Here is a 25,163-nt window from a genome sequence, read left to right as displayed (position 1 = left end):
AGCGTAAGCTTACCAGACAAAGCCAAAAAAATAATTGTTCAATTCTTAATCAGGAAAAAACTCTGGATTTAGTAACTCATCCGCAGAAAACTGACAACTTTTAGGAATTAGCCATAGACCACAAAAAAAACTAGTCTAGAGAAATGCTAAATCCGGGTAAAACATTCTCCCCAGACAATTTTGTGGGGAGATTAGTTATTTCTGTGGGTTGATTTTGGCGGTAGATCTCCACCTGTTTTTGTTGTGGATTGATTAGCCAGCCTAGTTGCAAACCAGATGTTAGGTACTCTAGCATTTTGTCTTGTAGGGGTTTAAGACGATCACTTTTTGATCTGAGTTCAATCACAAAATCAGGACAAATTGGGGGAAAACCCTCTCGTTCTGCTGGGGTTAACTTTTCCCAATTACCTCGGGAGACCCAAGCCACATCGGGGGAGCGATCGCCACCTTGGGGTAGGCTAAAGATTGTTGAGGAACTAAAGACAATTCCGAGTTGACTCTGATAATTCCAGAGAGAAACTTTGAAAATAAGGCTCGCTTCTTGGGCACCACTTTCACCACCAACTGGGGACAGAATGATGAGCTTCCCTTGGGGGTTTCTTTCTAGGCTGAGGTCAGGATTGTTTTGACAGAGCTGATAAAATTGCCCTCGGTTCAACGAAATAATTGGCTGAAGGTCTAAAACGGTAGCCATAATGGTGCAGCTTAGAAGAGTGAATTAATTTTAACAATTGGTTTTCATTTGGCGATCGCCCTCTAGAGGATCATTCACCGAGGGAAATAACGCGACTTAATACATCTTCCATATCGTATAGGCAATCTTTGGGAAAATCTAAATCAGTTTCCCGGATCGCGTCGGCCCGCGCCAGCCGATACATTTTAGCGAGAGACACCCCATCATTGAGATAACGCTGCAGACTGGGACTGTCCTCAAGATATAGTTCAATATTGTTCCGCTCTCGATCAATTGTATTCTGCCAACTGCGGGAACGTTTCTGGGGCTGGTAGTCCCAATTGAGGAAGTGATGAAGAATTAAACGTAAACTACTTAAAAGGCGATCCCTTTCCCGTTTTGACAAATCCCGGACTTCCTCCACTAAATTCTCGATATCAAGGGACGTAAAATCCCCTGCAGCAAGGAGATCGGCCATGGTTTCTGCCCATCGACTAAAATCTCTTTCGTAAAGTTGCTCCATAGTAGTAGTAGTATTTAGTCACTCTTTTTATTGGATGGGGTCAGCCAGAAAATCTAACCACATCAAAAATGGAGAGAAGATGATTTCATTGTAATGGGCAAATTCCTAGGCGATCGCCTTTACGAGAACAGATCACCATATTCAGCCAGTAGTGCTAAGGCCTCCCTTAAGAGTCTTCGATTTCGGTCTGAGGGGTCAAGCTGGAATTGTATTTCGGCAATACGGCATCGAGTTTCGATTCGAGTTCGCGCAATTTGGCGTTCTCTCTCCTCAGCTCTTCGAGACTCATCTGCTCTTTCCTGAGCCATTCTGCGTTGCCCTTCCTCAACTCTTCGTTGTGCTTCTTGAGCCAAGCGGTTTGTTTCTCGATTTCGACGGTTCCACTCAACGCCGAAATTAGCCAATGTAGCCAGGAGGGCTGCCACAGTGAATCCATTGCTCCACTGTCGGGGATTGGCAACGAGTCCGAGGAATTCAAAGTCGGTTTGGTCATAGAACCTCAAAAAGGCGATCGTAATCAATAGCACCGTTAAGATGCTTGATGGCAATAATGCCAGGAAATTTAATCACATTGAGGGTCAGGGCAAGATAATCCTATTTTAATGGGTAGCTTACTTTGGCGATCGCCATTGTTCAACTGTTCAACCTGAGCAACTTGTGCCACGGTCAAACCCAATTCAGGCAACTGTATTTAAAATCCTTCAATAGCTCATAAAACCATTTGTTTGTTGCCATGGTTAAATCACATCAGCGAAGGTGCGTTCCATCTTACGAAAATAGAGAATTCCTGTTATAAAAATAATGATCACCAACAGTAAAGACAACAAAAAACCCGGCAGAAATATAGTTGATTCTCCCCCCAAAATCGCCCAACGAAAACCATCAATTACACTCACCATCGGGTTAATGGAATAGAGCAATCGCCATTTTTCCGGCACCACATTACTACTAAAACCCACCGGGGAAATGTACAAACCAAATTGGACAATGAATGGCACAATGTAGCGAAAATCTCGGTATTTGACATTGAGGGAACAAAGCCATAACCCTGCTCCCATGGAAGCCATAAAGGCAATCAAAATGAAGAAAGGCAATGTAATCACATGCCAACTGGGCAAGAAATTATACCAAGCCATCAGCCCCAACATAATCATCCCAGAAATTAAAAAATCAACAAAGCTAGTCACCACGGCACTGGTAGGCACCACTAAGCGAGGAAAATACACCTTAGAAATTAGATTGGCATTGGCAATTAGACTATCGCTGGCGGAACTAAGGGAAGTGGAAAAAAACTGCCAGGGCAACATTCCCGCAAACACCAGAATGGGATAGGGCACCCCCTCCGAAGGTAAATTAGCCAACTTACCAAATACCACCGTAAACACCACCATGGTCAAAAATGGCCGGATTAAGGCCCAAGCTATACCGATCGCCGTTTGTTTGTACCGTACCGCAATGTCCCGCCAAGCCAGGGTGTAAAACAATTCCCGGTAACGCCATAGGTCTTGCCAATACTGACGCTCCGTGCGTCCTGCTTCAATAATCAGTTCTGGGGGGGAAGTTTTCATACTTGAGGTCAATTTTTGCTACGCCCAAAGGCCCATGGCTAAACATCATCGGGATCCAATCCCAACTCCCTCAGCTTGGCCGCCAGGCGATCGGCCCTGAATTTTTCTTGGTCCGCCCGTTGAGCCTCCTGCTCTACCTTTGCCATGGCCTGGTCAGGCCTCAATATTTCCTGTTGGGCCGCCTCCTCAGGGGTAGGTACTAAAATTCCCTCCACGGAAAAATAGCGCAACTGACCCTGGTGGATGCCAAGAAAAAATCCCAGCGCCTCACTCCATAGCCATCCTTGCTCATTGGGAATTACGGGAGAGTATTGGTTGAAATTTAACCTAAAACCGGCAAATTCCAAAGTTTCAGGGGAAAAATAAAAATACTCAGGGGTGTGGAACCTAGTGGCATAAAGGTCCAGCTTGGTGGTTCTATCCACTTTGGCAGTGGACTCGAAAAGTAGCTCAATGATCAAGTCGGGGTAGCGCCCGTCTTCCTCCCACACGACCCAGGAATTGCGGGGGTGTCTGGTGGTATTCTTGACCAGGAAAAAATCAGGGCCTCGAAAATCACGGTGTTTGAGTTGTTGTCGACTGAAGTAGATGGTTAGGTTGGCACCAATAAAAAAATCATCCCTCTGACGCCAGGCCCACTCCAGACTAGTAACTAGCAAGAGCAGTTGCAAATAATGCACTGAACTTTCCATCTCCGGTTCATCACTCAAAAGCATAGTGGCATCCGGCATTTGTGATTCCAGTTCCTGGGCCGTTATTGCTGACATATTGTCCTCCGAATGATGATGGAGAAGGGCCGGCTTCCATCATAATGGCTTGCCCCAAGTGGGCAGAAATCCTGCCGGGCATTTATGTCGCCGTTCTCCCCTGGACCGCAAATGGGAGCAAACTATTGGCTTTTCACCGGTTACATTTCCTATTTTTGGCCACAGGAATCCTGCATACGTTCTTAGCTTGGTCTAAGAATACGGCAGACGAAACCGAGATCTGTGGGACCGTCGAGGCTCCGGCTAGGGTGGAAAAACGAAAATTCAATTGTTTTTATAAGAAAAAAACATTCACTCCTGCCGAGAGCTTATACTAAGAACTTCTCCCGCTGTGGAAAACAAAAAAGTTATTCAGTCTGAACTGGTTTTTATTCCAGGATATGAGTCCGTGATCAAGCGAATTCGGTTACAGACAAATCTAATTTATTGACCCATTTTTGTCCAGGTAAACAAGGAAAAATTTGTTATCAATCTTACCTGGTTAATACTTAAGTGTTGCAAACAATACTTAAGTGTGAAGGTTCAAATTTATGGAGACAGGGGTTCTGCGTTAGCATCACACTGACCTAAGACAATTATGGTCATAACAATTCAAACTCTCCATCCCTCCACCCGGCCACAGATGATCATCATCATCGGTGCTAAATCTTTTGGCCAATGGCGATCGCCGATTCTGACTCGGTTTTTTGTCCTCCGGCCCTGCTGTAGTCCGAGGAACTAGAACAACCCGGTGGGAGTCCTTCCCAGTAGATCCAGGCTAGTATTGACAGTGCACAGTCACCGAAAATAACGGTAATATTGACCCAAGTAAATAAAACTGCTTCCACACACTAGGTGCTAAACCATGGCTAATTCCCCAAGCATCCTTGCCCAATAACCATTCCCCCCAAGATAATGACCTACAGTTACCCAGAATTGCCCCAAGGTAGCCCCCCCCCTCCGCTAGTTGGAGCATACGGTGCTGAAGAAGTGGACTCTTTTTCCCTTGGTAACCTGACAGGTGTATTGAGGAGGAGATGGTGGATTGTTGTCCTGGTGGCCCTAGCGGTGGGAGGCTTGAACCTCAAGCGGCAACTTGATAAGCCGCCGGTTTTTCAATCTAGTTTCCAATTACTGGTTTCCCCCCCCGAGAATGAAACGGTTAATCCCCTGGCCCAACTCCAAGGTTCGGGACTGCTGGGCAGCCTTCCCCGGGGCAAAGAATATTTGAACACCCAGTCGGAAATTCTACAAAGTAATATTCTATTGGAGCCGGTCTGGAGCCAAATTTATGACGCCCTCCCCCCAGAGGAGCAAATTTCCTATAGTAGTTTTCTGGCTAGCCTGTCGGTGATGGTGGTGCCGGACACAGGCATTGTTGAGATCAGCTACCGGGGCAATGACCAAGAAAGGGTCAAGGCGGTTTTGGAGGCTCTAGCTGAACAATATTTAGACTACACCCGTAGAGAGCAAGCCAGACAGGAGAGTGAAAAACTCCGCTTTGTTAATGACCAGTTGCCCAAATTCCAAGACCGGGTGGCAGAGTTGCAAGCGCAAATGTTGGCATTGCAGCAGCAATATAAGTTTTTTGACCCTAGCCAGACAGCAGAAAATCTCAGCTCACGCCTCAACGAAATTAATGTGCTCCGGCAAAATTTGTCGATCAAAATCCAACAACTAACCGCCAAACGAGATGCCCTGGAACAAAAAACGGGCATAGATAACAATAGTGCCTTTGGCTTGAGCTCCCTGGGACAATCCCCTGTCTATGCAGGCTTAGTTAGTCGGCTCAACGAAATCAACCTCAAATTGGCGGAAGCTAGCACCATCTACACTGGCAATAGCCCCCAGATGGAGCAGTTGCAAGAAGAAAAGGATAACGTTTTGCAGTTGATCAGAGCCGAAGCCGAAAAAGAAAAGGGGACGCTCAGCAATGGAGAATTGGATCAGGTCCTCATTGCCACAGACGTGGGGGGGCCCAAGGCAGAAGCTTTGCAGGAACTTGCCAGTGTGGGCATTGAGCTAGATATTCTCAACATTGAACTGGAAAGTATCATTGGGTCGGAAGCGGAACTGAGAAATCAATTGGAAAATTTCACCACCATTGCTGGCGAGTTTGCCAGTCTCCAACAGGAATTGGAGCTTCAAAGAAGTGGTTTAACCCAATTAGTGACCACAAGGCAGGCACTGGAAGTGGAGGTCGCGAGGAGCTTTGTACCCTGGCGCTTAGTTTCCGCCATTACCCTACCCGATACACCGATTAATACCCTGCCCAGGGATATTTTACTTTCTGTCATGCTGGGACTTTTGGCCGGGGGAGGCGCGGCCCTATTGGTTGATAAGCTAGATCCTGCCTATCACAGTGTCGAAGATTTGAGAGCTAGTCAGCACCACACCATCCTAGGGTACATTCCCTTGGAAAAGGATTTGCGAGCCAGTATTAAGTATGGCTCCCCTCTGCCCAATGAGGCAATGCAAGAGTCCTACGCTAGGCTCTATTCCAACCTGTTTTTCCTCAAGCGCAAACGCCAGTGCCATTCCTTTGTGGTTACCTCGGCTGAGTCCGGTGATGGAAAATCTACCACGGCTTTTTTCCTGGCCCAAGCTGCCGCTAAGTTGGGGCAAAAAGTGCTGCTGGTGGATGGCGATCGCTATTTTCCTCAAAAGGAGTCCTGGTTGAAGTTAGCTGAAATTACCGGCTTCGGAGGCGAAAACACCACCCCCGATGGTAATGGCGTCCTCGGCAGTCTGGTGGCCAACTCTAATGGTCACAATGGGGATTTACCCGAACCTTTGGGCAAGAATCTGTTCTACTTCAAAGTCCAAGATGACACCATGACCCCGGAGCAGTTGGTTTCTGCTTCCCAAAATTTTGTCGTCAAAATGAATCAGTGGAAAGAGACTTTCGACCTAATTTTGATCGATACGCCCCCCATTTTGGGTCTAACGGATTCCCGTCTGATTGCAGATCAAACCGATGGTCTGGTGGTGGTGGTGCGCCTCAATAAGACCCGCAAGGATAGCATCAAGGAAGCTTTTCGGGAATTGGCGTTGGCTGATCTCAACGTTATCGGAATTGTGGCCAATGCTATCACTTCTACGTCCGGCGGTTATGGCTACTACTATGGTCGTTACTACAATAACCGTTACTACGATCGTCAAAAAGTTGCCCAGGCAGACAATTAGGATCGGGAGCACAGAACCCCACCTTGCGGGGCAAAAATGGCCAGGTCCAAAAAAGGCTTAACGTATGGGCGATGACGGGCTCGAACCGCCGACATCCTGCTTGTAAGGCAGGCGCTCTACCAACTGAGCTAATCGCCCTTTACTCGTGCTTAACCACTATATCATAGGTTATCGTTTTGTTCGATCGCCATCGGAAAAAATTTTTTCCTAGTTACCTATTCCCTTTTTGCCTTTGCCATGCCCGCCGGTAAAATCCATGACCGCATTACCCTGGGAGCCACCCCAGCGGTTATGGCCATCACATTTATTGGCACTGGTAGTGCCCGACTAACCCTGCTAATGGCGATCGCCTTTGGATTTAGCGGGTTGATGTTTGGCCCGGATCTGGACATCCATTCCTGTCAATATAAAAGGTGGGGCTGGCTGAGATGGGTCTGGCTTCCCTACCGCCACTTCATTCCCCATCGATCGCCCCTTTCCCACGGCTTTTTGATTGGTACGATTTTGCGTTTATTGTATCTAGGCAGTTGGCTGCTACTGGCTTCAGCAGGCATAGGGACAGTGCTGATACTGTTACAAAAGCTTAATTTACAGGGAATTAACTGGTTGATCCCGAGACAATGGCTGGAGCAACACCGTTGGGAACTGCTAACAATTTTTGTTGGCTTGGAGGCAGGGGCCATGGCCCATAGTGTGAGCGATTGGGGAGGTAGTTGGCTCAAAAAAAAGCTAAAGCCACAGCAAAAAAAACACTCTAGCCAAGGCAAGTCTAAATCTCGCCGGCGTTCCTAATAGGTCGAATTAATTAGCCAAACCTAGGCCAGTTGCCAACAGGTTTCCCTCGTTAAACGGATTTGGGCCAGGGTAAAAATCACCGGAATAATACGCCCATAGTTAGTGGCGATCGCTCGCCAGCCCAGATCCGCTAGGAATAATCCCCACAGAGCCGGTCCCAACACCGAAAAAATTGTCCGCACTGCCCCGTAACGAGCCGTTCCCATCAGCACCCCCTGTTTAGCGGTTTGGAGGGCTAACTGATTTTGTAACTGACTGGCGACATTTAGTCCCCCCTTCATCAGCAACGATTTGGCCACTTGATATTGGGCAATGTGTACCGTCACTTGCTGTAAGATGCGCCCCAACAGTAGGGGTCTGAGCACCGAACTAACGGCGATCGCCCCACCTCCCTTGAGGATGACATTGACGGGATTGTGTTGAATTTGCAGGGGCAGAGGTTCCGGCAAAGGAGAATTAATCAGGGACTGTTGGATTTTACGAGTCAAATTATTCTGCTCCGCCGGGGGCAATTTTTGCCAAGCTTGGTTGACCAAGTGGAGAAAAATATCCGTTTCCAAATCCAGGGTAGTCATCTGTTGGGCGTAGGGCACTTTGAGGAATTGACAAACCCGAATGAGGGTGTCCCGGTAGCTAAATTGCTTGGCCTTGCCCCGTAAAACCGTTAGGCCATCGGCGGCTAAATAGCGGAATCTTTCCTCGAGGGAACTTTCCCAGAGGGGACGATCCAAGCTTTGTACCTCCACCGGAAGGGGGGTTTGCAGATAATCCAAAGGATTAAATTTTCTACAAAAGAGAATTTGCGTTAGTTGGGTCAGTTCATCCTCCGTCGCCAACTCTAACGCTGAGCGCAGTTCGTCCAAGACCGTTTCCTCCACCAGTGGGGCTCTGCTAATTTCCCCATTCTAGGACAGGGGCCGAAAACTTGTGCGGCCCTCCGGCAACATTGACCCCGTTGTAACAGCCAAAAGAAAAATCCCCTCAGATCGTCTCAGAACATGCTTTAAAAGCCCCCCTGACCCCCAAATTTAGGGGGAAACTGACTGAAAGTCCTCTAGTATTGCCGGAGCTTTAGTGAGGAGATTTAGGGGGCAGAATAAAACTTTCCAAACACCTTCTCAGGGGATTCACAAAACTTTTTAAGAACCATTCAACGGCGTAGGTTCATCGTTTGTATAGGTCTAAACCTTTTTGGGGGAAAGGAACATCATCATATTGCGTCCTTCCCGTTTGGGAGCCTGCTGGATATCGGCTTCGGTGGCCAGGTCCGTTGCCATGCGGTCCAGTAATTCCTTCGCTAGGTGGGCGTGCTGAATTTCCCGCCCCCGGAAGTTCACCGTTGCCTTGACTTTATCCCCAGCTTTGAGGAAGCGTTTGGCCTGATTGATGCGCACTTGATAGTCGTGTTCATCGATTTTGTACCGCATTTTTACTTCCTTAACGTCGGCGGTATGTTGTTTTTTCTTGGCCTCCCGGGCTTTTTTCTCCTGCTCAAATTTATATTTGCCATAGTCCATGATGCGGCACACCGGCGGATCGGCGGTCTCACTCACTAACACAAGGTCGAGCCCCCGCTCGTCGGCGATTTCCATGGCTTCATTGGGGGTAATGATCCCCAATTGGGCACCGTCACTGTCAATGACTCGTATTTCTGGGAAACGTATTCTTTCGTTAATTTGAGGTAAGTCGCGTTGGGGTCTTCTTTTATCGGCCACAGGTGTTTTTTGTTGAAGTTTGTAGGTAATGTTGGGTTTACAAGCGAAAATGCTGACTTTGCCATTTTACCGATTCTCTCGGATTTTCGGCCTGCAATTTACTCGCTCTCCCCTAGGGTACTCTGGCTTTGGGAAAGGGTAAATGGGGTTATCCGGCCTGTATTTTAGCTTCCCATGGCTAGCCAATGGCGATCGTAAAGATATTTAACGCAATGGTGTGGGGCCATAGAATGAAGGCAATCAATTAGACAAATTTGGCAAGGCAGATGGTTGCGCTCTCCTCCAATGGATACTTTTCCCCCGACGATTACTTAGAGCTGGAAAGCCGCAGTGACGTTAAGCATGAATACATCGATGGCCAGATTTACGCCATGGCCGGCACTGGTGGAATTCACAACATCATCAGTGGCAATTTTTACATGGCCCTTCGTAGTCGCCTCCAAAATTCTGGCTGTCGTGTCTACTTTGCTGATTTGAAGGTGAAACTAAAGGAAGGAAGACGGTTTTATTATCCTGACCTGTTGGTAACTTGTGACGAAAGAGATGCTCCGAGCCAGGCATTTGTTAATTTTCCCAGGGTGATTATTGAGGTTTTGTCGGAATCCACAGAAGGCTTTGACCGGGGCAAAAAGTTTCAGGATTACCGCACCCTGCCCAGTTTATGGGCGTATATTTTGGTCAACGCCCAGCAGTATTTGGTGGAGTGTTTTCAGCGGACTCCCCAGGATTTTTGGTTGCTGAAGTCCTATGAGGGTCTAGAGGCGATCGCCGACATTGAGGCGCTTAATTTAGCCATTCCTTTGGCGGAAATTTATGCCACCCTGAATCTGCCGGCATTGGTGGATGAAGTTGGCATGGAGACTGATTTAACGTAAATATTGTCCTGATGACAAAAATTTTCGCTGATTCTTCTATTAATCCCCTCAGTGTGGCCCCAATGATGGACCATACTGATCGCCATTTTCGCTATTTTCTACGGCAGTTAACCCGCCACACCCTGTTGTACACAGAAATGATTACGGCCCAGGCCATCCTCCACGGCGATCGCCAGAGGTTATTAAATTTTAGCCCGGAGGAAAAACCCGTAGCGTTGCAATTGGGGGGCGATGATCCCCAACTCCTAGCGGAATGTGCCCGCATTGGCCAGGATTGGGGATATGACGAAATTAACTTGAATGTGGGCTGTCCCAGCGATCGGGTGCAGAGCGGCAATTTTGGGGCTTGTTTAATGGCTCAACCGGATTTGGTAGCCCAATGTGTGAGTGCAATGCAAAAGGCCGTGGAAATTCCCGTCACCGTTAAACATCGCATTGGCATTGATCATCGGGACAGTTATGAAGATTTAGTGCATTTTGTCGAAATCGTGGCAAACGCTGGCTGTCAAAGATTCACTGTCCATGCCCGTAAAGCCTGGCTCCAGGGGCTTAGTCCCAAGGAAAACCGAACCATTCCTCCCCTACGTTACGAAGATGTTTATCAATTAAAAAAGGATTTTCCCCAGTTATTGATCGAAATTAATGGCGGTATCACCCAAACTGAGCAAATTCAACAGCATCTTAGCCATGTGGATGCAGTGATGGTGGGCCGAGCCGCCTACGAAAATCCCTACCTTTTCGCCACCGTAGACCGGGACATTTACCACAAAACCAATTTAGTCCCCAGCCGAGCGGAAATTATTGAACGTATGTTGCCCTATGTGGAAGAGCGTTTACGTCACGGCGATCGCCTTAATCAAATTACCAGGCATTTATTGAGTTTGTTCAATGGTCAACCCAGGGCTAAATTTTGGCGTCGTACCCTGAGTGATTCCACTCTATTGGCTTCTGCAGGGCCGGAGCTATTACAAACAGCCCTCCAAGCCCAAAAATTCCCAGGGGTATTGGTAGCATAGGGAACAAATTTTAGCCCTTTCCGTTCCCGTACCAGGGAAAATAACCTGTATGATGAAATGTTAATTTAACTTAACAAGCTTTGTTGAAGGTCTTGTTTGCCCAATAGCCTTTATCGTGTACGAGGACTGAAGACTTTGTCTAAGCGCTATTTATTTACTTCCGAGTCGGTGACAGAAGGCCATCCTGATAAGGTGTGTGACCAGATTTCCGATACCATCCTTGATGCCCTCCTAACCCTGGACCCCAACAGTCGAGTAGCGGCGGAAACCGTAGTCAACACAGGCTTGACCCTAGTGACGGGGGAAATTACTTCCCAAGCCCACATTAATTTTGTCGAATTGATCCGCCAGAAAATTGCTGAAATTGGCTACACCAACGCCGATAATGGCTACTCCGCTAACAGTTGTGCCGTCATGCTGGCGATCGACGAACAGTCCCCCGACATTTCCCAAGGTGTAACCGCCGCCCAAGAACAGCGCCATGCCCTCAGCGACGACGAGTTAGACAAAATCGGTGCGGGCGATCAGGGCCTAATGTTTGGCTATGCTTGCAACGAAACCCCAGAATTGATGCCCCTACCCATTAGTTTGGCCCACCGCATTGCCCTGCGCCTATCGGAAGTACGTAAATCTGGCCAATTGGCTTATCTTCGCCCCGACGGTAAAACCCAAGTTTCCATCCTGTACGAAGATGGCTCACCCGTAGCCATTGATACCATCCTCATTTCCACTCAGCACGACGAGCACATTGGCGATATCACCGACAACGATGCAGTCCAAGCCAAAATTAAAGCCGATCTTTGGGACGTAGTGGTGGGTCATTGCTTCAGCGACATTGCCCTCAAGCCCACTGATAAAACCCGCTTTATTGTTAATCCCACTGGCAAATTTGTTGTGGGGGGTCCCCAAGGGGATGCTGGTTTAACGGGACGGAAAATTATTGTGGACACCTACGGTGGTTATTCCCGCCATGGCGGTGGTGCCTTTTCCGGTAAGGATCCCACCAAGGTAGACCGGTCTGCGGCCTATGCCGCCCGCTATGTGGCCAAAAACATTGTTGCTGCCGGTTTAGCAGATAAATGCGAAGTACAGGTCAGCTACGCCATTGGGGTTGCTCGCCCAGTCAGCGTTTTAATCGATACCTTTGGCACCGGTAAGGTAGATGAAGAAAAACTGCTGGAAGTCGTATTGGCAAACTTTGAACTGCGCCCAGCCGGTATCATCCAATCCCTCAATTTGCGGAATTTGCCCGCCGAACGGGGGGGGAGATTTTATCAAGATGTGGCCGCCTATGGCCATTTTGGTCGCAATGACCTGGATTTGCCCTGGGAATACACCGACAAAGTGGATGTGTTGAAAGCAGCTTTTGCTTCTAGCCCCCAGGCCGTGGCCGTCTAGGGAAGCAGCAGGAAAAAGTACACTGCCTCAGGATGAGAGGGTATTTAGCCTGGGGCAGTATGGGGCAACTCAGGCTAAACTACAGTATGATATGAAATTCTTGTTGATATCATGAGTGTAGTTAGTCAAGTTATTTTGCAAGCCGACGATCAACTCCGCTACCCCACTAGCGGTGAACTCAAAGGGATCCAGGCGTTTTTAACCACCGGTGCCCAGCGTATTCGCATTGCGGAAACCCTGGCCGAAAATGAAAAAAAGATAGTCGATCAAGCCCAAAAACAACTGTTTAAGAAGCACCCTGAATACCGTGCTCCCGGAGGTAATGCCTACGGTCAGCGGCAATATAATCAGTGTTTGCGCGATTACGGTTGGTATTTGCGCCTAGTTACCTATGGCGTTTTAGCGGGCAACAAAGAACCCATTGAAACTACTGGTTTAATCGGTGTGAAGGAAATGTACAACTCCTTAAATGTGCCGGTGCCAGGGATGGTCGACGCGGTAACTGTACTGAAGGATGCGGCGTTGGGACTGTTGAGTGCAGAGGATGCCAATGAGACAGCTCCCTATTTTGATTACATCATTCAGTTTATGTCCTGATTTGTTTTGGCACGAAGATTAACGAAGATGGCGGTGGGTTTCTGTGGCCGACTATGCCTTCTTCGTTTTCTCGTTTTTGGCTGTTTTGATCACGATAATCCTCAGCCCTGGGGGGAAACTGTCCATGCCCTGGCTCAAATCCATTCCTTTTTTATCCCTTGCTTTGGTAATTGTTGCCTATGTGGCCTTTGGCTGGAGATTGGCCGAGGCCAGTGTGCCCTGGAGCACGATGTTCCACGAACACCTCAAGGGTTGGCAGATAGAACTGGATCAAAGGACGATTCTGGCTTTAATCCATATTTTTACCCTGTTCATCATTACGTTGACCACTTTAGCTTTGACTACCCCCATTACCCTGATGACCTATGTGGTGGGCAATTGGGCTAAGTCAGAATTGCGGTCGATGGTGTCCATGGTGTTTTGGTGTTTTGTTTTTGTCGTGGCCCTGCGGTGGTTTAATTATTTCACTTCATTTTTGTTGCTACTAGCGGCGGCTATTCTGGGTCGGATTGAGTTGCGTAATCTGGGTATGGGCCAGGGGCAAAGCTTGTTATTATTAGCCCTAATCTGTGGCTCGGCTTTTGCGGGGGGGGTTTACAGTTATTTTTCCTACTATCCGTTGCCTTCTCTTAACTAAAGCTTGTTTTGAAAGCCCTTTAATATTGTCGGAGCTTTTATTTAGTGCCAAGTTTTGGCCGGGAAACTAAAACTTTGCCGACAGGCCCTCGCGTTATCATCGGCATTGGATTGCAGAAAGTCCGGCTCCCCCAGCTTAATTTTGTTGTTATTGGGAATTTTCCCCTTTTCTATGGCTTCCACCAAAAAGATTTTACAAAAGACCTTCATCATTGCTTCAGGGTTGGCTTTTCTAGGCATGATGACAGTGCCGATGCTGACTGTGTTGAGGGGCAATGCTAACCAGACTGAGGGTCCATCCCAGGGGACACCGCAACAACCCACAGCGGCAGATCTGGAGCGCTTAAAGGAGGTCGCTGGGGGATATGAAAAAGTATTGCAACGGGAACCGGATAATCCCAACGCGTTGCAAGGGCTGGTGGAAGCTCGTTTACAAATGGGGGATTTGGCCGGGGCGATCGCCCCGATGGAGAAGTTGACGAAAATTTATCCGGAGGAAGAGGGGCTAAAACAGTTGCTGGAGGCCATTAAACTACAGGTGAAAAATCCCCAGTTACCCCCACCCCAAAACCCTTTGGCACCGACGGAACCCAATAACCAGGGCGGGGGGACCGGGGGGACGCCTACCCCTACCCAACCCTAGAAAGATCGCAGTTTGGTATTATCGTTTTTTGCTCCTCTCACCGTGAGCTTCAGGAAGTTTTTGTCCCCTGGGCTGACTCTGCCTGGCTTTGCTTAAATCTATGACCCAATTGCACGAAGCCTTTACTATTTTTTTGAGCTTGCTGGTGGAGGCCATCCCCTTCCTCACCTTTGGGGTAGTGCTCTCCAGTGCCCTATTAGTCTTCAGCGATGAAAAAAAGCTAATTGCCTATATTCCCCGTAATCCTTTCCTCGGGGCGATCGCCGGTAGCTTGGTGGGGTTTATGTTTCCGGTGTGTGAGTGTGGCAATGTGCCCGTGGCCAGAAGATTTTTGATGCAGGGTTTGCCCCCTTCGGTAGCAGTGGCATTTTTGTTGGCTGCTCCCACCATTAATCCGATTGTGATTTGGTCCACCTGGGTGGCTTTTCGGGATCAACCGGGCATGGTAGTGGCCCGGGTAGTCTGCTCCCTGATTATTACTGTGATTGTCAGTTGGGTGTTTAGTCGTCAGTTGGACGCAGTGCCTCTGCTTAAACCTGCTTTGGGTCGTAGATTGGCCTACCTCACTCGTCCGGAAGAATCCCCCACGGCGATCGCCTGTGAATCCCCCCTTTTGCAATCGGGCACCTTTCTCTTGGGAAGTGGTAACAGCGGTCAACTGCTGAAATTAGACGAGCAAGCGGTGGAAACCCTCCTACCCCCCATTGCCCCCAGCCGTTGGGAAATGTTCACCGACAATATTGTGCAGGAATTACGGGAATTGGGCGGCATGCTAATTTTAGGCAGTTTAATCGCCGCCGTCATCCAAGTTTTCATTCCCAGGGAATGGATTTTACTGTTGGGACAAGGCACCATTAGCTCCATTTTGGCCATGATGTTGCTATCGGTGGTGGTATCGGTCTGTTCCACAGTGGACTCATTTTTTGCCCTCTCCTTTGTTTCCACCTTCACTAGTAGCTCCCTGTTAGCATTTTTAGTCTTTGGCCCCATGATTGATGTCAAAAGCATCGGGCTATTGCTTTCCGTTTTCCAACGGCGCATTGTTATCTATCTGCTCCTCCTGACAGGCCAGTTAACCTTTCTGCTCAGTTTGGCCCATAGTTATCTGTTTTAGATCTGATTTGAATCTGGAATGATTTGCCCCCCAACGTCTTTGGTTGTCGATAACTTTCCCTTTTCGTGATGGAAAGGAGCCCTCCGGCAAACGTGATATAGTAAGAGATTGCAACGAAATTTATCGCCCAATACTTTACAGCCTAGGTTTTTTCCACAGAGACTATGTCCTTAACCCAAATCCGTAAACAAGAATTGATGACCGAGTATCAAGCCCACGAGACTGATACTGGGTCCGCTGATCTGCAAGTGGCCTTCTTGACAGAAAGAATTACCCAGCTCACAGGGCACCTCAAAGCTAACCCCAAAGACCACGCTTCCCGTCGGGGCCTGCTCAAAATGATTGGTCGTCGTAAGCGTCTATTAAGCTTCATCAATGCCCGGGAACCAGAACGTTACCAAGCCCTGATCAAACGCCTCGGTATCCGTCGTTAAGTTTTTGCATTTTTCCCATGGCTGACCCCACCAATCGAGACCGTCTTCCTTTTGAGCGGAAATCAAAAAAGAAAAAGGTTGAAAAAAAGCCCCCTGCAGTGGTGGCTCCGAGCACTAAAACCAGCGGAGCCAAAGATAAAAAGGGCCGCCGTTCAGCAGACAGTGGCATTCCCGCCGTGGTGAGCCAAAGGATGGTTAAACGCATGGCCCTGTTCTCCGGCATTCCCACTGGGCTGGGCATGTTATCCTTTGTGCTTTTTTATCTTGTTGTGAGCCGGGACTGGTTTGAGATTCCCACCTATGTGGTGTTTTCGGTGAGTCTGCTCTTTTTTGGTCTAGGGGTGGTGGGCTTAAGCTATGGCATTTTTTCCACCTCCTGGGAAGATGAGCCTGGCAGTGTCTGGGGCTGGCCGGAATTTCGCCTCAACCTCAGTCGTACCATCGCTGTCTGGCGCAACGCCCAACAAACGGCCCAGGACAATGGCGATCGTTGAACAAAACTCAGAATTTGTAAATTTTCGTTAACAAAGTTAACAATTGGTCAATAATAATTGCCCAGTCCTGTTGGTCAAAATAATTTCGTTAAAATTAGCATTAGCATCGGCTTTTCGAGTCCGCATTTACTGTCAGACCTTTAGCTAAGCTTTTAACCCTCCCTGTCCCAACCTATCGAATAGAGGAAGTTTGTCATGATCGTCGTCATGAAAGTCGGCACCCCAGAAATAGAAATTGAGCGCATTGGTAAGGAGTTTGCCGAACGGGGCCTCACCCCCGAAAAGATTGTTGGTAAGCACAAAGTTGTGATGGGGTTGGTGGGGGAAACAGCCGGACTTGATCCTTTGCAAATCCAAGAGGTTAGCCCCTGGATTGAAGATGTATTACGGGTGGAACAACCTTTTAAACGGGCTAGTTTGACTTTCCGCCATGGGGAATACAGTGAAGTAATCGTTTCTACCCCCGCTGGCCCCGTGGCGATCGGCAAAAACCATCCGGTGGCTGTGGTAGCAGGCCCCTGTTCGGTGGAAAATGAAACCATGATTGTGGAAACGGCCCGTCGAGTTAAGGCGGCCGGGGCCCAGTTTTTACGGGGCGGCGCCTTCAAACCCCGTACCTCTCCCTACGCTTTCCAAGGTCATGGGGAAAGTGCTCTAGGTCTGTTGGCAGCAGCTAAGGAAGCCACTGGTTTGGGCATTATCACCGAAGTGATGGATGCGGCGGATTTAGAAATCATTGCGGAAGTGGCGGATGTAATCCAAGTGGGTGCCCGCAATATGCAGAATTTCTCCATGCTGAAAAAGGTAGGGGCCCAGGATAAGCCAGTGCTGTTAAAGCGGGGCATGGCGGCCACCATTGATGAATGGTTAATGGCGGCAGAATACATTCTCGCGGCGGGTAATCCCAACGTGATTCTTTGTGAGCGGGGCATTCGCACCTTTGACGGCCATTACACCCGCAATTGCCTTGATTTGTCGGTGTTGCCTGTCCTGCGCTCCCTTACGCACCTGCCCATTATGATCGACCCCAGCCACGGCACCGGTAAATCCGAGTATGTGCCCTCCATGGCCATGGCGGCGATCGCCGCGGGGACAGACTCCTTGATGATTGAAGTGCATCCCAACCCGGCTAAAGCTATGTCCGATGGGCCCCAATCTTTGACCCCCGACCGCTTCGACGAAACCATGAAGCAATTGGCGGTTATTGGGCAAACTGTAGGACGTTGGCCTAAAGTAGCGGCCCTGGCCTAGGAATTCGCGCTGTAAAACTAAAACAGATTAAACCAGGCCCGACGGAAAAACCAGCGGGCCTTTTTTTGTTGGATGGTGCGGACTATTGGGGTTGATCTTCCAGAAAAGCCTTCACATCTCCCAGGGGAGTAAGTACTAAGCGAATGGTTTCCATCCTGTCATCGGCGAGGGGAGAGACCAACGGTTCCCCAGGGGCAGGTTGGGGCAGGCGGGCCATGTAAATGCTAGCGGCTCGGCCTAGGGGCATGGTTCTCTTCACCGTCCCACTGGGATCAATTTGTAGGCGATATTCCAACGTTTGGGTTTGATCTTCCGGCGGTTGCCACTGCTCTTGATAGAACTTACGCACTTCCGCCACCTGGGGAATGGTGTCCAGTAAATTGGTGGAACGGGGTGGCACAGCACGGGGTCGAGGCGGCCTAAAACTAACGGGATTAGAAGCAGGGGGCAGAGGCGGTAAATCGGGGGTAGTGGACAATATCTCGCCACCATAGGGTAGGGGTTGACCGTCGGGGCGGGGCAAAATAGCCAAGGCACCGGGGTAAGACGGTTCTGGCGGCGGTGTCAGGGGTTGTAGATTAGTGGGATCAGGAATGGCAATATAGGTTTCCCCTGGGGCTCCTGGAGCTTGTAAATCAGGGGGACGCACCCTTTCTGGGGGCACCACTAGGGGAATATTAGGATTACGGGGAGGGGGAGCAGCAGCTAGCACGGCACTGGGGGAAGGCAGAGGATCCCGTAAAGCTAGGATTGGGGCCAATTGAGGGGAGGGGGTATCGCCCCTCGGTGGTGGTGGCACCATAGAGCTAACTTCCTCAAACTGAAATTGGTTGGGCATTGGCAGTTGAAAATTATTCTGCACCGCCACTTCGGGTTGGGGTTGGCGCATCCACAGGGCCGCTATGGCGATCGCCGCCACACTACCGGCTGCTACCATTCCGGCTAAGACCAATGCTTTAGGCGACTGTTCTCTGGCCATGAGCACTGACATCCGGCTCGGCTCTAAATCCTGGAGACGGAAACCTTCCAAGGCCAGCATCAGATCGTACAACTGGGAAGTATTGAGGGTAATGGGAGCCCCCATCCCCAAAAGTTCATGGCTCCATAATCCCTGGGGTCGTAGGCAAAAAGAAGGTTCACCGTCCGCATTAAATACTGGTTCCGGATAGGTGCTTGGTTCCAAGGAAGCACAGGGGTTAAGCCGTTGCTGGAGATAGGTTTCCACCGCTAAAGCGAGGGCTTCCAACTCCTCCGGTGTGCCAGACAAAGTTAATTGTTCTACTTCCGGCAAACGGGGATCGTCAAAATGGAGCGCAAAACGATAATCCGCCGGCAAAGTTTGGGGAGGTCTTTGCCATACCCGTCGAGTTTGCCACAACTCTAAAGTACAGGTGGGAGGGGTATAACGCCTCAGTTGTACATCCTTCACCAGCTTCATTGGAAAATACTCCCGGTCAACGGACTCACTTCTATTCAGGGTACCTTGAAAATTATGGGATTAGAGGGCTTGAGCACCGCTCCAGTAATTGACTGTTTTTTTCTAGGCATTGGCATAATAGCCCCGGGGAGTAATCAAATAATCTTGATAATTGTAGGTGTTACTGTTGCCGATGAGCACCACCGTCAGCATATCAATGGGAAAGTTCAGCATTGCCGCCAACGTGGTACGCACAATGGTTTCATCTTGGCGATAAACGGAACGCACCAGGGCCACCGGAGTGGTTGGCGATCGCCATTGTAGGAAAATAGCTTGGGCCTGTTCAATCAACTCGGTGCGCTTTTGGGATTTGGGGTTATACAGAGCGGTGACAAAATCCGCCTGGGCCGCCGCCGTTAACCGTTGCAGAATTTTTTCTTTGGGGGTAAGCAAATCGCTGAGGCTAATGGCGCAAAAGTCGTGCATCAGGGGAGCACCCACCCGGGCCGCCGCTGCTTGGAAGGCACTAATGCCGGGAAAAACTTCCACTGCGGGGGTTTGCCCATCCCAATTTAATTTCTCCAGTTCTTCCAACACTAGCCCAGCCATGCCGTAAATGCCACAATCCCCGGAGGATAGCACCGCCACCGTTAAACCCCATTGGGCCAACTCAATGGCTCGCTGACACCGTTGCCGCTCCTGGGTGAGGGGGAACGTTTCACAAATTTGGCCGGGTCGTCGTAGAGGATCAATCAAATCTAAATAAAGTCCGTAGCCAATGAGCACGTCTGCTTCTCTAATAGCCGTTCGGGCCGCTGGGGAAATTTGGCTTAATTCTCCGGGCCCGGTGCCCACTAACCATAACTGTCCCGGTTTGCCGATGTATTCCCTTTCTCCCTTGGCGATCGCCACTGTTACTGCTTGGTTGTGTTGTTTAACAATTACTTTTTCCGCTATCAATTTTCCCCCTTGGCTATACATTTGAGCCGCCGTTAATGCCGCCGCTTCCGCCACACTGGGGGTACCCACTTCTTGAAGAACCACCTCGGAGGGATTGGGGACAGCCTGGGCCGCTAACTGTTCTGGGGGAAAAGTGAAAAAGGGCAAATCGTATTTTTGGGCGAATTGTTGCATTCCCACTTCGTCGGCTTTTAAATGGACACTGGCCAGGCCCGCGATCGCCAAAGGGCTTAAATTTTCCCGTTCTAAAACTTCTAACAAAGCCCGTTCTAACAAAGCTAAATCCGTACCCCGCACACAGCCAACGCCAATCCATAACAGTCGGGGATGCCATGGGGCCATGGGTTTATTCAGTTTTTCCAAATTACTTTCTTGAACGGTGATTAATAAGGTTGCCGTCGTCTCCTTAGTTCCAGAAAAAGTAAAACCATGGCCTGGGGGTAAATGATTTTGCCAAAGAGTTAACCCCGCCGTTTGTGTTACTCCTACTAATTTTTGAGCGGCCAAAGCAGAACTTACCGCTGTCCAATCTCCTTTTCCTTTGCGCCAACCAAAGGGGATGCCTAAACAATCCACTGCTATCTGCCCCAAGCCATTGGCCCCGCCAGTGAGAATTGCTTTTGCCTGCAACTGTTCCGCCACTATCTGCGCCAGGCGATCGCCTCCCCCTTGGTGGCCGCTGAGTAAACTAATCACCGATTGACCCATGGCATCCACCACCAGCACAGCGGGATCACTTTGTTTACTTTGCAATAAAGGAGCAATTAAGCGGACTACGGCCCCCGTGGCTAAACCAAAAATAAAGGCTTGATGGTTATTCCAGCGTTCTGCCACAGCCGTTGCCAAAGAATCGCCATAGGTTTCCACTAGGGAATTTTTGCCAAGCTCTAATTCCTCTGCCAAAGATTTTGATAAAAGCAATTTTCCCGTCAACGTTTCCACCACGGGCAGAAGCAATTTAACGGCTTGGGGAGTGACGGCGATCGCCGTAAGGGGATGAAAAGTTTTCAACAATTTTTGCCGTCTATCATTGTCAACCCCTAGCATAGCGGCAAATTCTCGTTGGAGATCGCCATCCTGGTCGGGCTAAACCCGTTAAGCTAGAGAGCGTATTTGTTTAGACATCAGCCATGGCCAGAGATTTACGGGGATTCATCCAGTTGTTGGAAACACGGGGGCAGTTGCGCCGCATTACCGCTGAGGTGGATCCCGATTTGGAAGTGGCGGAAATCTCTAACCGGATGCTACAGGCCGGTGGCCCAGGGCTGTTATTTGAGAATGTCAAAGGCTCCCCTTTCCCGGTGGCGGTGAATTTGATGGGCACAGTGGAGCGCATCTGTTGGGCCATGAATATGGACCATCCTCTGGAGTTGGAGGATTTGGGCAAAAAGCTAGCCCTGTTGCAACAGCCTAAGCCGCCCAAGAAAATTTCCCAGGCCATTGATTTTGGCAAAGTGTTGTTTGATGTGCTCAAGGCCAAACCAGGGCGTAACTTCTTTCCCCCCTGCCAAGAAGTAGTCATCGATGGTGAAAATCTCGATTTAAACCAAATCCCCTTGATCCGGCCCTATCCCGGTGATGCGGGCAAAATTATTACCCTTGGTTTAGTGATCACCAAGGACTGTGAAACGGGCACCCCCAATGTGGGGGTTTATCGTCTGCAACTGCAATCCAAAACCACCATGACGGTCCATTGGCTGTCGGTGCGGGGAGGGGCCAGGCATTTACGCAAAGCGGCGGAACAGGGCAAAAAATTAGAAGTGGCGATCGCCTTGGGGGTAGATCCATTAATTATTATGGCGGCGGCCACACCGATCCCGGTGGATTTGTCAGAATGGTTATTTGCGGGGTTATACGGTGGTTCTGGGGTGGCCCTAGCTAAATGTAAAACCGTCGATTTGGAAGTGCCGGCGGACTCAGAATTTGTGCTGGAAGGTACCATTACCCCCGGCGAAATGTTACCCGATGGCCCCTTTGGCGATCACATGGGCTACTACGGCGGCGTGGAGGATTCTCCCCTAGTGCGGTTCCAGTGTCTGACCCACCGCAAAAATCCCGTTTATTTAACTACTTTCAGCGGTCGTCCCCCCAAAGAAGAAGCCATGATGGCGATCGCCTTGAACCGGATTTATACGCCAATTTTGCGGCAACAGGTTTCGGAAATCACCGACTTCTTTTTGCCCATGGAAGCGTTGAGTTACAAAGCTGCCATTATTTCCATTGACAAAGCTTATCCGGGGCAAGCTAAGCGGGCGGCCCTGGCTTTTTGGAGTGCTCTACCCCAATTTACCTACACCAAATTCGTCATTGTGGTGGATAAGAGTATTAACATCCGCGATCCCCGCCAGGTGGTCTGGGCCATCAGCTCCAAAGTTGACCCGGTGCGGGACGTGTTTATTTTGCCGGAAACCCCCTTTGACAGCCTCGATTTTGCCAGTGAAAAAATTGGTTTGGGCGGCCGCATGGGTATTGATGCCACCACCAAAATTCCCCCGGAAACGGATCATGAATGGGGAGAAGTATTGGAGTCCGATCCAGCCATGGCGGAGCAGGTCAGCCAACGCTGGGCCGAGTACGGTTTGGGGGATATTAATTTAACCGAAGTTAATCCCAACTTGTTTGGCTATGACGTGTAAACAAGTCCTGACGGAATAGTAGATTTTTTGCCAATGGCTTTCTTTAAAAGTTTATTTTTAACCAGCATTTTTTGCTTCGTCTTAACAGCAATTCCTTCCCAAGCAAAGGAAATTTGTAAAGTTACTGATCCTACCGGTACGCCTCTCAATGTTAGAGAAAGTCCCAATGGTCAAGTTATTAATGCTTTAAGAAATAATCGAGAAGTGGAAATCCTAGAAATTGATTTTGACCAACAAGGCCGCCCTTGGGCCAAAGTTGCTGGTTATTATCAGGATCGTTATCGGGTTTGGGGTTGGGTAATTCGAGAATTTATTAGCTGTTACGAACGCTAACCAATTCGATTACAAAGTTTCTAATAAAATAGTTTTGTTTATGCAATTTGCTGATCGTCTCAACGCCTTTGGTGGTAATGTTTTTGCTGATATGGACTTGGCTAAGGCCCAAGCCCGGGCCCAGGGTCAAACCATTATTGATCTTTCCCTTGGCTCCTCTGATTTACCTACTCCTGCCCCCATTCTGGCCACGATCGCCAAAGCTTTAGAAGATCCCAGCACCCATGGTTATTTATTGCACCAGGGAACCCTACCATTGCGGCAGGCGATCGCCGTTTGGTACGAAAAGCGTTTTGGCCTAGCGGTGGATGCGGAAACGGAAGTGCTGCCCCTGATTGGTTCCCAGGAAGGCACAGCCCATTTACCGTTGGCGGTGTTGAATCCCGGCGATGTGGCTCTGTTGATGGACCCTGGTTATCCCTCCCACATGGGGGGCGTGTACCTGGCGGGGGGAGAAATTTATCCCATGGCGTTGCGCTCGGAAAACCAATTTTTGCCAGTGTTTACGGCCATTCCCAACTCAGTTTTAGCCAAGGCCAAAATGACGGTGCTCAGCTATCCCCACAATCCCACCACGGCGATCGCCAGCTTAGAATTTTTTCAAACGGCGGTGCAGTTTTGTCGTGACCATGATTTAGTATTAGTACATGATTTTCCCTACATGGATTTGGTTTTTGATGGTATAGCAATGCCACCGTCAGTTTTGCAAGCAGACCGACAAAAATCCTGTGCCATTGAATTTTTTACCTTTTCCAAATCCTATAATATGGGGGGCTTCCGTATTGGTTTTGCCATTGGTAATATCCAGTTAATTTCTGCCCTGAAAAAAATCAAAGCGGTGGTGGATTTTAATCAATACGCAGGCATTCTCCAAGGGGCAATCGCCGCCCTGGAAAGTCCACCGGAAACTGTGCAACAAACCGTGCAAATTTTTGCCCAACGCCGGGCAACATTGATTGATGCTTTAGCGAAGATTGGCTGGGCTGTGCCTCTGCCCACTGCCACCATGTATGTTTGGGCACCATTACCTGAAAGTTGGCTTGGCAATTCCTTGGAATTTTGTCAAAAACTGGTGGCTAAAACCGGTGTTGCCCTTTCTCCAGGGTCTGGCTTTGGTGCAGGGGGGGAAGGTTATGTACGTTTTGCCTTAGTACAGGAGCCGGATATTTTGGCTACGGCGGCCAAAAAAATCGGTCAATTTCTTGACCAAAACTAGACTAAAAGGCAAAGGAATAAAACTATGGAAATTTTGGATCATTATCTGGGCAATTTAGTCAGCATTACCAGGTTTGTGCTGGAAAGTGTTTCCGTGCTGTGTATTATTCTCGGGCTAGTGAAAACTTTGCAAATGGTCTGGGCTGGCGATCGCCGTACTATGAATACGCCCAAATTTTTCAACAGTATTCGCTTGCAATTCGGTTTGTGGTTGGCTCTAGCCCTGGAATTCCAATTGGGGGCAGATATCCTTTCCACCACCATCGCCCCTACCCTAGAAAGCTTGAGCAAACTAGGGCTAATCGCTGTAATCAGGACTTTTTTAAACTATTTTCTTGGTAAAGAACTGGAATCGGAAATCAGAATGGAAATTGAACAGGAAAGACAGGAACATGGCCGTTAACCATTGAGCCATGGCGATCGCCTTTTCCTCGCCCAACTCCAGTCAAGGCCATCAATCGTCGCCGCCGCCAATACCAATGCCCGTGTTGTAAATTTCCGCATTTTGGATGTTCATACCCTCAACGGTGGCACCGGTCACATCCACGTCGTAGAGTTTAGCAAAGGCAAAGTTAGCCGAAGTCAAATTAGCTCGGTTGAGGGTGGCATTGGTGACCATGGCTCCTCGCAGATCGGCATTTTGCAGATTGGCACCGGTCAAATCAGCCCCTTCCAAGTTAGCTTCGTTGAGGTTTGTACCGGATAAATTGGCATTACGCAAATCTGCCCCAATCAGATGGGCTCCGGACAAGTCAGCCCCGGATAAATCACAGTTCATGCAGGCATTGGTTTCCAGCAGTTGTTGAACTTGATTTGCGTTTTCGGCGATCGCCGTTCCTCCCCATAGGAGGGGGCTAGCAAAAATTAGGCCAAGGGCAATTAATGGACTTTTGATCGTTTTCATCATCTTTCTCCTCTCGCTCAGTTGATCTCACGAT

General features: G+C 49.1%; 27 protein-coding genes and 1 tRNA gene. 17 read left to right on the top strand and 11 right to left on the bottom strand.

Annotated elements, in window-relative coordinates; all coding sequences use genetic code 11:
- Nucleotides 1–130 precede the first annotated feature (130 nt).
- The 5 genes from C7I86_RS01680 to C7I86_RS01660 all read right to left on the bottom strand — a co-directional run bounded on the left by C7I86_RS01680 (nt 131) and on the right by C7I86_RS01660 (nt 3,531).
- Nucleotides 131–694, bottom strand: a complete 564-nt coding sequence (locus tag C7I86_RS01680) for a Uma2 family endonuclease (protein WP_010871529.1) — start codon at nt 692–694, stop codon at nt 131–133.
- A 70-nt stretch (nt 695–764) separates the two neighbouring features.
- On the bottom strand, nt 765–1,151 hold the full coding sequence (locus tag C7I86_RS01675; RefSeq protein WP_231848045.1) for a DUF29 domain-containing protein: 387 nt from the start codon (nt 1,149–1,151) through the stop codon (nt 765–767).
- A 164-nt stretch (nt 1,152–1,315) separates the two neighbouring features.
- Complete coding sequence (locus C7I86_RS01670) at nt 1,316–1,723, bottom strand: hypothetical protein (RefSeq protein WP_010871527.1); 408 nt, start codon at nt 1,721–1,723, stop codon at nt 1,316–1,318.
- A 210-nt stretch (nt 1,724–1,933) separates the two neighbouring features.
- Nucleotides 1,934–2,764: an ABC transporter permease gene (locus C7I86_RS01665; protein ID WP_010871526.1), complete on the bottom strand. Its 831-nt coding sequence runs from the start codon at nt 2,762–2,764 to the stop codon at nt 1,934–1,936.
- 38 nt (nt 2,765–2,802) lie between these two features.
- Nucleotides 2,803–3,531: a Uma2 family endonuclease gene (locus C7I86_RS01660; RefSeq protein WP_010871525.1), complete on the bottom strand. Its 729-nt coding sequence runs from the start codon at nt 3,529–3,531 to the stop codon at nt 2,803–2,805.
- A gap of 577 nt (nt 3,532–4,108) precedes the next feature.
- Here C7I86_RS01660 and C7I86_RS18690 point away from each other — a divergent pair.
- Complete coding sequence (locus C7I86_RS18690; protein ID WP_158299067.1) at nt 4,109–4,252, top strand: hypothetical protein; 144 nt, start codon at nt 4,109–4,111, stop codon at nt 4,250–4,252.
- Nucleotides 4,253–4,425: 173 nt separating this feature from the next.
- Nucleotides 4,426–6,696 carry an exopolysaccharide transport family protein gene (locus C7I86_RS01650; protein WP_010871523.1) on the top strand — a complete coding sequence of 757 codons (2,271 nt, stop codon included), beginning with the start codon at nt 4,426–4,428 and terminating at the stop codon, nt 6,694–6,696.
- Nucleotides 6,697–6,761: 65 nt separating this feature from the next.
- On the opposite strand, the gene C7I86_RS01645 is transcribed toward C7I86_RS01650, so the two are convergent.
- A tRNA-Val gene (locus tag C7I86_RS01645) sits at nt 6,762–6,834 on the bottom strand.
- Nucleotides 6,835–6,933: 99 nt separating this feature from the next.
- Between C7I86_RS01645 and C7I86_RS01640 the strand changes: the two genes are divergently transcribed.
- Entirely contained in the window at nt 6,934–7,488 is a 555-nt protein-coding gene (locus C7I86_RS01640) for a metal-binding protein (protein ID WP_010871522.1), read from the top strand.
- 23 nt (nt 7,489–7,511) lie between these two features.
- On the opposite strand, the gene C7I86_RS01635 is transcribed toward C7I86_RS01640, so the two are convergent.
- Together C7I86_RS01635 and infC are read right to left on the bottom strand one after the other, a co-directional pair.
- Nucleotides 7,512–8,369 (bottom strand): YaaW family protein, encoded by an 858-nt coding sequence (locus tag C7I86_RS01635; RefSeq protein WP_010871521.1) that lies wholly within the window; start codon nt 8,367–8,369, stop codon nt 7,512–7,514.
- A gap of 303 nt (nt 8,370–8,672) precedes the next feature.
- Nucleotides 8,673–9,206: a translation initiation factor IF-3 gene (infC, locus tag C7I86_RS01630; RefSeq protein WP_010871520.1), complete on the bottom strand. Its 534-nt coding sequence runs from the start codon at nt 9,204–9,206 to the stop codon at nt 8,673–8,675.
- 266 nt (nt 9,207–9,472) lie between these two features.
- Between infC and C7I86_RS01625 the strand changes: the two genes are divergently transcribed.
- From C7I86_RS01625 to aroF, 10 genes are all read left to right on the top strand, one after another.
- Nucleotides 9,473–10,081, top strand: coding sequence for a Uma2 family endonuclease (locus tag C7I86_RS01625; RefSeq protein WP_010871519.1), 609 nt, complete (start codon nt 9,473–9,475; stop codon nt 10,079–10,081).
- Between the two features lie 11 nt (nt 10,082–10,092).
- Nucleotides 10,093–11,097, top strand: a complete 1,005-nt coding sequence (gene dusA / locus C7I86_RS01620) for a tRNA dihydrouridine(20/20a) synthase DusA (RefSeq protein WP_010871518.1) — start codon at nt 10,093–10,095, stop codon at nt 11,095–11,097.
- Nucleotides 11,098–11,232: 135 nt separating this feature from the next.
- A complete protein-coding gene (gene metK, locus C7I86_RS01615; RefSeq protein ID WP_010871517.1) occupies nt 11,233–12,495 on the top strand; it encodes a methionine adenosyltransferase in 1,263 nt (420 codons plus the stop codon).
- A gap of 111 nt (nt 12,496–12,606) precedes the next feature.
- Complete coding sequence (gene apcD, locus C7I86_RS01610) at nt 12,607–13,092, top strand: allophycocyanin subunit alpha-B (protein ID WP_010871516.1); 486 nt, start codon at nt 12,607–12,609, stop codon at nt 13,090–13,092.
- A 76-nt stretch (nt 13,093–13,168) separates the two neighbouring features.
- Nucleotides 13,169–13,729 (top strand): hypothetical protein, encoded by a 561-nt coding sequence (locus tag C7I86_RS01605; protein WP_199303434.1) that lies wholly within the window; start codon nt 13,169–13,171, stop codon nt 13,727–13,729.
- 171 nt (nt 13,730–13,900) lie between these two features.
- Nucleotides 13,901–14,371 (top strand): M48 family metallopeptidase, encoded by a 471-nt coding sequence (locus C7I86_RS01600; protein WP_010871514.1) that lies wholly within the window; start codon nt 13,901–13,903, stop codon nt 14,369–14,371.
- A gap of 100 nt (nt 14,372–14,471) precedes the next feature.
- Nucleotides 14,472–15,485, top strand: coding sequence for a permease (locus C7I86_RS01595; protein ID WP_010871513.1), 1,014 nt, complete (start codon nt 14,472–14,474; stop codon nt 15,483–15,485).
- Nucleotides 15,486–15,649: 164 nt separating this feature from the next.
- On the top strand, nt 15,650–15,919 hold the full coding sequence (rpsO, locus tag C7I86_RS01590) for a 30S ribosomal protein S15 (RefSeq protein WP_010871512.1): 270 nt from the start codon (nt 15,650–15,652) through the stop codon (nt 15,917–15,919).
- 17 nt (nt 15,920–15,936) lie between these two features.
- A complete protein-coding gene (locus tag C7I86_RS01585) occupies nt 15,937–16,413 on the top strand; it encodes a PAM68 family protein (protein ID WP_010871511.1) in 477 nt (158 codons plus the stop codon).
- A gap of 195 nt (nt 16,414–16,608) precedes the next feature.
- Nucleotides 16,609–17,664 (top strand): 3-deoxy-7-phosphoheptulonate synthase, encoded by a 1,056-nt coding sequence (gene aroF, locus C7I86_RS01580; protein ID WP_010871510.1) that lies wholly within the window; start codon nt 16,609–16,611, stop codon nt 17,662–17,664.
- Nucleotides 17,665–17,746: 82 nt separating this feature from the next.
- Here aroF and C7I86_RS01575 read toward each other — a convergent pair whose 3' ends face one another.
- Both C7I86_RS01575 and cobJ read right to left on the bottom strand, forming a co-directional pair.
- Entirely contained in the window at nt 17,747–19,102 is a 1,356-nt protein-coding gene (locus tag C7I86_RS01575; protein ID WP_010871509.1) for a DUF4335 domain-containing protein, read from the bottom strand.
- A gap of 102 nt (nt 19,103–19,204) precedes the next feature.
- Nucleotides 19,205–21,088 (bottom strand): precorrin-3B C(17)-methyltransferase, encoded by a 1,884-nt coding sequence (gene cobJ / locus C7I86_RS01570; RefSeq protein ID WP_010871508.1) that lies wholly within the window; start codon nt 21,086–21,088, stop codon nt 19,205–19,207.
- Between the two features lie 83 nt (nt 21,089–21,171).
- Here cobJ and C7I86_RS01565 point away from each other — a divergent pair, with 83 nt between their 5' ends.
- Genes C7I86_RS01565 through C7I86_RS01550 form a run of 4 tightly spaced genes read left to right on the top strand, consistent with a single transcriptional unit; the run spans nt 21,172 to nt 24,628 of the window.
- Complete coding sequence (locus C7I86_RS01565; RefSeq protein WP_010871507.1) at nt 21,172–22,677, top strand: UbiD family decarboxylase; 1,506 nt, start codon at nt 21,172–21,174, stop codon at nt 22,675–22,677.
- 33 nt (nt 22,678–22,710) lie between these two features.
- Nucleotides 22,711–23,010: an SH3 domain-containing protein gene (locus tag C7I86_RS01560; protein WP_010871506.1), complete on the top strand. Its 300-nt coding sequence runs from the start codon at nt 22,711–22,713 to the stop codon at nt 23,008–23,010.
- Nucleotides 23,011–23,050: 40 nt separating this feature from the next.
- The gene (locus C7I86_RS01555; RefSeq protein ID WP_010871505.1) at nt 23,051–24,226 is read left to right on the top strand and encodes an LL-diaminopimelate aminotransferase; all 1,176 of its coding nucleotides are present in this window, start codon (nt 23,051–23,053) and stop codon (nt 24,224–24,226) included.
- A gap of 24 nt (nt 24,227–24,250) precedes the next feature.
- Nucleotides 24,251–24,628, top strand: a complete 378-nt coding sequence (locus C7I86_RS01550; protein WP_010871504.1) for a DUF1622 domain-containing protein — start codon at nt 24,251–24,253, stop codon at nt 24,626–24,628.
- Nucleotides 24,629–24,679: 51 nt separating this feature from the next.
- Here C7I86_RS01550 and C7I86_RS01545 read toward each other — a convergent pair whose 3' ends face one another.
- Nucleotides 24,680–25,132, bottom strand: coding sequence for a pentapeptide repeat-containing protein (locus C7I86_RS01545; protein WP_010871503.1), 453 nt, complete (start codon nt 25,130–25,132; stop codon nt 24,680–24,682).
- Nucleotides 25,133–25,163: the final 31 nt, after the last annotated feature.

It is taken from the genome of Synechocystis sp. IPPAS B-1465 (assembly GCF_003015225.1).
GTDB lineage: Bacteria > Cyanobacteriota > Cyanobacteriia > Cyanobacteriales > Microcystaceae > Synechocystis.
Note: the sequence above shows the minus strand (reverse complement) of the source record. Positions and strands in the feature narration are given on the sequence as shown.